Here is a 5,892-nt window from a genome sequence, read left to right on the forward strand (position 1 = left end):
CACTATGGCCTACACCAGAAAGGACAACCGTCGTATCAATGCGCTCATCGCCATTAACTTCAACACCAACGATTCGGTCATTTTCAATAAACAAATCAGTTACTTTGGCACCGAATCTAACTTCACCACCCCATTCGATAATGCGTTCACGCATAGCTTTCACCATGGTGCGCAACTTATCTGTACCTACGTGAGGTTTATGTTTATACAAGATTTCTTCTGGAGCGCCAAACTCTACAAAATATTTGGAGATTTCATGCAATCTTGGATGTGTAACGCGAGTTGTCAGTTTACCATCAGAGAAGGTACCTGCACCACCCTCGCCAAATTGTACATTGGATTCAGGCTTGAATACGCCCTCCTTCCAAAACGTTTCTACATCTTGGCTACGAGTATCAACGTCTTGACCTCGTTCAAGAACGATTGGACGGTACCCTTCACGAGCTAAATAAAAGGCAGCTAGCATCCCAGCAGGACCAAAGCCCATCACTACAGGGCGATGTGCTAAAGGCACATTACCATAAACAATAGGTTCTGGATCCTCTGGAGTAAATACAGATACATCCTTTTGTTTACCTAGTTTTTTCATGATTTGAGCTTCCTTATGGACCTCAACAAACAAGGTATACACAAATACAATATTCGGTTTTTTACGAGCATCTACAGCACGTCGTACAACATGAATCGTATCAATAGCGCCTCGCAATTGGGGATATTTCTTTTCTACAATATCCTTTATATCCGACTTGACCGTAACAGCCACGCGGAGATTTATTATTCTAATCATATCTTTCCTATTTCGGCTCCCTTTTGGGGCAGCTTATATCATTATTATTTGACCTAAATTTCTAACAACTGACCTACAAGAAAATGGTCATACACTTTTATTATACAACACTACTATAAAAGCTAATATATGAATAATAAAACAAACCCTAATAGAGTTATGAATCTACTCTATTAGGGTCTTTTTTAACTACGTATAGGGTCTTTTTAGCTACGTATAGGGTCTTTTTAGCTACGTAGTTTTCTTTTGTATATCCACCTTAACATGTACAGTAGTAACATTACTATTGACACCGCTTGGCAATACTAAGTTGTAATTGCCTTGAATACCCTTCGTTGCACCGGTAAGATCAATTGGTTCTGTTTGAATTTCTGAAACAGAATCAATCATTTCTTCTCGACCAGTCACAGTTAATTGAGTTGGTGTAACGGATATAGACTTAACTTCATACCCATCAGCTACCGTTCCCACAGTTGGTACCGTAATAGGAACCGCTTTATCTTTACGCAATAAGTTTAGTTCATATTGCGCTTGACCTTGGCTCGGATTGATGTGTACATCTAATACATTACCAGATATATCCCAGGCTTCTAACGTACTAACAGCACTAAAGTTCTTGGTTTGACCAGAGATATTAACCTTCATGACAACCTTATTTACAGCGTTAACAAGCTGTTTACGTCCAGACACAGTTACCTCTTTCGGTACAATGGTTACTGACTTGAGAGCAACATCGTCGGAGAACTTACCAATTGGAACAATTTCAACCGGTATTTTCCGCTCTGCATATTCGTCTACATTAATTGTTACAGTATCAGGCTTAACCTCCACAAGGCTCATCCCCGCTGGAGGGGTAAATCCAATGGTTACATTATTTTGACCTGGTTTTACACCAGATGCATCAATATATGCACGAAGATTATCTGCCTTTATAGCCATAATCGTATCGCGAGGGCCCGAAAGGACAATGCGTGCTACATCAGGTGCATCTTCTATAATATAATGGGAATCAAGATTTTGGACTTGAACAGGTACTGTATAGGTTACCTCCATCACAGGGTTCTGATCTCGCATGATAAAGAACCACATGACGATAGCCGCTAGCAATGATAACAACTTAGCTGGCCAATTGCGTTTCAAATGTATCATCATTTTTTTGCCCCCCATTTCCACATACCAGTAATGGTTTGACGAGGGCGTTCCATAAATGTACGCAACGCTTCTTTAATTTGATCTTCCGGTAAATGGCGATAAATATGGCCGCCATAGGTATAGGAAATTGTCCCCGTTTCCTCACTGACCACAACAACGACAGCATCAGTTTGTTCAGACAAACCGATGGCTGCACGGTGACGTGTACCAAGTTCAGTACTCAATGTACGATCCTCAGTTAGTGGCAATAAACAACCAGCTGCACGAATGCGACCATCGCGGATGATTAGCGCCCCATCATGAAGTGGTGTACTAGGAACGAAAATATTTTTAATTAGTTCACGGCTCAACACAGCATCAATTAAAATGCCTGTATCAACGAAGTCATTGAGGCCCACTTCACGTTCAAAAACGATAAGTGCCCCAGTATGCTCACGAGACATAACGCGAGCCGCCGCCATCACTTCATTGATAGCCATATCCATTTCCTCTTCGTTGACATTCTGTGCCTTACTGAAAATTCGACCACGGCCCAATTGTTCTAAAGCACGACGCAATTCCGGTTGGAATACTACAGGTAATGCGAAGAGAAGAACGGTCATACTTTGTTGCAAAATCCAATTGATAACATATAGATTCAGCAAATGACTCAATAAATTTAGAATTGCTAGCATAACAAGACCTTTCAAAAGAGAAACGGCCCGTGTATCTTTAAGCAATTTATATAAGTAATAAATACCTACGGCAACGATTAAGATATCAGCAATATCAAGAAGCCTAAAGGTATGTATAAGTGCGTCAATATGCATAAAAATAGCTCCTTATACAAAATAATAAGGTACAACCAACTACTTGGCTGTACCTTATATTTTAACTCATTTTAGAAGCACTGTAAATTTATAAACAATTATAAGCTATGATTTTTCTATAGTTATGAACTTAAATATTTTGTGTTTCAATCCACACATCCATCTGTCCGCCACACACCATACCTTCTTTTACAGCTACATCGTCATCTAAAAGAACTTCGATACGACGATGTGCTTCTTTTTTATTCAAGGAATCAACAGCGCTTAGGCGAATCTCATTTTCAGCACGACCACCACCGATAGTACCAAAGATAGATCCATCTGGGAATACTACCATAGATGTACCAGCCTTACGCGGTGTAGAACCACGGGTAAATAAAATAGTAGCTACAGCTAGTGTTTCATTTTTACGAGCACTTAAATATTCAATAAACTCACGATTCATGGCTCACTCTACCTTTCCGCAATGAGCCGCCTTTTTTACCACGCACCACTGCCAAATATTCACTAACGATAGATAATGCAATCTCCTCAGGAGTTTGTGCACCTAAGTCTAGACCAATTGGTGCATATACCATATCTAATTCTTCTTGCGTCCAACCTTGTTCACGCAATACTTCAAATGCATAATGAATGCGCTTTTGACTGCCCATAACACCCATATAGGTTGGCAAATAATCGCGCAATTGTTCTAAGCATACATTATCATACTCATGAGCACGAGTAACAATGATAAACCCATTATATTCATCAAGAGGTAGATCATTTTTAAAGTTTTCTAACGGTAAGCATTTACGAGTTACTCGTTCGTCAAAGAATTCAGGAACTACATATTCTGGGCGGTCATCTACAACGGTTACACGACACCCGATAAATAATAATAAATCCGTAATAGCACGGCTCACATGACCAGCACCCAATACGAGAACAGATGGATCGTTTTCTACAGGTTGTACGAAACATTCCGCTTCGCCTACCATACATAAAGAATTAAGCTTTGCTTTATCTACCATAAATCCTTCGATTGGTGTACCATACAAAACACTACCATCTTCAGCATAAATTGTCTTATCCCCTTGACGAGGGCCAGACAATACAGTAACCATCAGCGTAGTTTCTGTAATCTGAAGACGGTCTTTCATCACATCATAGATCGTTTCCATCTTGATTCCTTTCATACTCCCATGCAGTAACAGCTTCTAAAACACCGCCACCAACGGCAAGGGATTTATCTGAAATACTATAACAATGAGCTTCTTCACAACGAGCATCTACATCGGCCAATTTAAAATGGTCGGATACGATGAGTCCGCTCTTAAGAATACCTCTAAGAATACCTGTAATTTTTGCCCGCACTGGCTCTTTATCTACATAACCAATGACTTCATTAGCTTGTACAGAATCGCCAATATGGCGCTTAGCTGTAAACAGACCAGCCTTTTGTGAGTGAATAACACGTTCATGAGTATAACCACCTACATTACCGGGAATCCCCGTATTAGGCTGCGCTGGACCATCATAGATACAACGACCTAAGTAATGACCGCGCATGGTTTCAATAACAACATCCACATCATGCCCTGCAGTAAATCCAGGCCCCACACCAATGACGAGATCTGCATCATCACGTTTGGTACCAAGATTCTTTTTACTTAAAATAGCATCTACCACAATAGCTGGCTTCAATGTATCAAGTAGCTCTTCATACGAACTAGTCACAACGGGAATAACACCTTGTGCCAACGTATCCGTAACTTCACTAAGGGCTACATGACGTGCTACAAAGCGTTCCAAAATCATTTCTCCGCGATGTACAGCATTGCCATAACATACTTCACGGCGAATCATGGTAGGAATAGCGATTTCGTTAATCACTACCGGATAGCCTGCACGTTTCAATCTATATACAGCGCCAGAAGCGATATCTCCGCCTCCACGCATAAGCACTAATGGTTTCATAATGCCTCACTTTCACGTTCTTTTAAACGCTCAAAATCATCGGGTGTATCGATATCATATCCAATATCGTCACGAATCCATAGTTTGATAACATGATCTTTACCATCACCACGAATGATGGTCTTGCCACCTTGGTCCCCTTGGATATGTTGTAAAGATTCAAACCAATGCGAACCAAAGAGAACAGGATTTCCCGACTGATAATTCGCCCCATAATGCGGGACGACGATAGTTTTCGAATGAAAGTTATCACTAAATGCACTAATAACCTGATGTACAACATTCCCAGTCAGTAGTGGTTGATCCCCTACAGAACAAAGAATGCCATCTAGCGATATCGGTGATTTTTCTACCAAATAACGTACTCCTATCGCTATGGACAGACCCTGTCCACGCTCAGGATGTTCATTCCGAACTACTTCGAACCCATAGCTTGTAACAATAGGTTCCAATTTTTCATGATCGTCACCAGTAACCGCTACAAAAGGTAGTTTACAGAATTCAGCAGGTTTTACATAATCTTCCCATCCACAATGAAGAGCCCCACAGACCGCATCTAAAACAGTTTTACCACGCCAGGGTAAAAGCTGCTTATTACACCCCATGCGCTTGGATTGTCCCCCTACGAGGAGGACAATACCAATATGCAAAGGGTGACGGTCTATGGGGTCTCTCATGGGACTGAAAGCGCTATTAGATTTTGCTTTCACATAAGTCATGAGTACCTACCGACATTGAATAATGCGACGGATTTCGCAACTTGCTTTATATCCATCAGCTAAGATGATATCGGAAATATCGCTATCTACAATATGATCAATAAAATCATCAATGATACGATGTTGCACCGTTTCATAACCAGTACAGAAGAGTATTTTTTTACCCTTACTGTATTGGAATAAGCCTTGTTTATGAAGCACAAGGTCGGCTAACATGCGCGGTGTTACAATGGCACCCATATCGCGTTTCACGATATCTTGAACGAGCTCGATATTATGTACGTGCTCATCATCTAGAGGGGCCCCTAACATTTGCAAATTCACTAGACCAATGGTGGTCTTTGTAAGAGATGGGATAACTGGCTCGGTCGTCTTAGGCGCCTTAAGCCATTTTTCCTTTGCCCCATCTGCTTCTACTACAATTTGCCAGTTCGGATGTAACTTTGCTAAACCATCGATAAGATCA

The 5,892-nt window shown here is 40.9% G+C and carries 7 protein-coding genes and 1 pseudogene; all 8 read right to left on the reverse strand.

The features are described from left to right. Window positions 1-787 (reverse strand): annotated as a pseudogene (locus QZR70_RS08180) (hypothetical protein); the annotation flags it as partial. Window positions 788-1,018: 231 nt separating this feature from the next. Next, a complete protein-coding gene (locus QZR70_RS08185) occupies window positions 1,019-1,939 on the reverse strand; it encodes a YbbR-like domain-containing protein (RefSeq protein ID WP_295794395.1) in 921 nt (306 codons plus the stop codon). Next, complete coding sequence (cdaA, locus tag QZR70_RS08190; protein WP_105090135.1) at window positions 1,936-2,748, reverse strand: diadenylate cyclase CdaA; 813 nt, start codon at window positions 2,746-2,748, stop codon at window positions 1,936-1,938. The genes QZR70_RS08185 and cdaA overlap by 4 nt, the downstream gene beginning before the upstream one ends. 130 nt (window positions 2,749-2,878) lie before the next feature. Then, complete coding sequence (locus QZR70_RS08195) at window positions 2,879-3,193, reverse strand: XdhC family protein (RefSeq protein ID WP_024066914.1); 315 nt, start codon at window positions 3,191-3,193, stop codon at window positions 2,879-2,881. Then, a complete protein-coding gene (locus QZR70_RS08200) occupies window positions 3,183-3,911 on the reverse strand; it encodes an XdhC family protein (RefSeq protein ID WP_257847080.1) in 729 nt (242 codons plus the stop codon). The genes QZR70_RS08195 and QZR70_RS08200 overlap by 11 nt, the downstream gene beginning before the upstream one ends. Further along, window positions 3,895-4,707 (reverse strand): selenium-dependent molybdenum cofactor biosynthesis protein YqeB, encoded by an 813-nt coding sequence (gene yqeB, locus QZR70_RS08205; RefSeq protein WP_178884400.1) that lies wholly within the window; start codon window positions 4,705-4,707, stop codon window positions 3,895-3,897. Before yqeB ends, QZR70_RS08200 begins: the two co-directional genes overlap by 17 nt. Beyond that, entirely contained in the window at window positions 4,704-5,426 is a 723-nt protein-coding gene (locus QZR70_RS08210; RefSeq protein WP_119206561.1) for an NTP transferase domain-containing protein, read from the reverse strand. Before QZR70_RS08210 ends, yqeB begins: the two co-directional genes overlap by 4 nt. A 6-nt stretch (window positions 5,427-5,432) precedes the next feature. Then, a partial coding sequence (yqeC, locus tag QZR70_RS08215) for a selenium cofactor biosynthesis protein YqeC (RefSeq protein WP_295794404.1) occupies window positions 5,433-5,892 on the reverse strand: 460 nt, incomplete at its 5' end.

It is taken from the genome of uncultured Veillonella sp., from assembly GCF_900545205.1.
Taxonomy (GTDB): Bacteria; Bacillota; Negativicutes; order Veillonellales; family Veillonellaceae; genus Veillonella.